The 545-nt window shown below is 35.8% G+C and carries 1 protein-coding gene; it reads right to left on the bottom strand.

Annotated elements, in window-relative coordinates; genetic code table 11:
* Positions 1-6 precede the first annotated feature (6 nt).
* Complete coding sequence (locus RI561_RS13805) at positions 7-279, bottom strand: hypothetical protein (RefSeq protein ID WP_395080828.1); 273 nt, start codon at positions 277-279, stop codon at positions 7-9.
* Positions 280-545: the final 266 nt, after the last annotated feature.

Raw genomic sequence — 545 nt, forward strand, 5'->3', positions numbered from 1 at the left:
AGGCAATTAAAGGCTTTTAAGCCAGTCATCTATCAAAGCATCTTTATCAATAAAAGGACTTCCGCCTTCTTTTTCAAGCCAAGCGAGAAAAGCCTTTAACTGTTCGCTTCGCCCTACAACAAAGGGTATAGAAAATAAATTAAACTCGGTCAGTTCTTCTATTGCTGCCTCTATTCCAAGTCTAAACATTTCTTTTTTAGTTTCTCTTCCATTTGTATTTTGCAGATGCATCGTTTCAATCCATTCTACAAGTTCTTCTTTTGTATCAAATCTTCTCATTTCAATTCCGTTTAATTTACATTGCCATACCCAGAACCGTTAGCGGTAATTGCTTCTTCATTCATTTTTTTGTCCAGTTTTTTAGTTAATAAACTGGACAAACTGCCCATAGCTGCATCACGTTGTGAACAATTTATCTGAATGATTTTTTATACCTTATCGGGTATAATTTATGTTAATGTATGGTATATCATACCCCATCGGGTATAAAAGTCTTGCTCATATTTAAAATTAGAGCCGGAGGCAGCAATGCTACCACTGCGCAC

The organism is Gracilimonas sp. (assembly GCF_031581265.1).
Taxonomy (GTDB): domain Bacteria; phylum Bacteroidota; class Rhodothermia; order Balneolales; family Balneolaceae; genus Gracilimonas.

Excerpts from the sequence above, each read along its gene's own strand:
- RI561_RS13805 (WP_395080828.1), bottom strand. The coding sequence starts at position 279 with ATGAGAAGATTTGATACAAAAGAAGAACTTGTAGAATGGATTGAAACG.